At 46.9% G+C, this 621-nt stretch carries 1 protein-coding gene; it reads left to right on the top strand.

The genetic code is table 11. The annotated features are described in order from the left end of the window. The coding region (locus tag UF06_RS03330; protein ID WP_045569180.1) for a transposase at window positions 1–621 on the top strand (621 nt) is incomplete at both ends.

The following is a 621-nucleotide window of genomic DNA, read 5'->3' on the forward strand; positions in this document are numbered from 1 at the left end:
GCATTCAGCAAAAACGGTATTGGACTCAGACTATTGTGGCATTGTGGTCAGTGACCAATATAGCGGTTACAACTGGCTTTCTCCGGACAGACACCAACTCTGTTGGGCGCATGTCATTCGCAATCTACAACAAATTGCCGATTACACAGGCAAAGGGCACACCGCAAAAATAGGTCAGCGCCTTGTACTGCTGAGCAAATTAGTCTTTCGAACTCGGCACCGCTGGGAATCTGGCCAAATCGATGAAACTCTCTACCTAAATCGATTGAATCGCATACGTTGTCGTTTTAATCATTGGCTGGAAAAAGGGGCAACACAAATCCCAATTCAATGCTATCAAGGACGGTGTCAAAAGCTTAAAGAGCATAGCCAAAGTTTATGGCTGTTCTTAACCAACCCTAAAATCCCTCAGACCAACAACGAAGCAGAGCGACGATTGCGCGGCTTCGTCATTCAGAGAAAAATCAGCTACGGTACCACCTCGGACGCAGGCGATAAGTTCCGAGACCGTCTACACTCGCTAATCGAAACGTGTAAAAAGCGAAAAATATCGTCACTTGATACGCTTTCACGCATAGCCAACGCGGTGGTTCGTCAGCAGCCATACCCAAATGTGTTCGA

It is taken from the genome of Vibrio sp. S234-5 (genome assembly GCF_000960595.1).
Classification (GTDB): Bacteria; Pseudomonadota; Gammaproteobacteria; order Enterobacterales; family Vibrionaceae; genus Vibrio.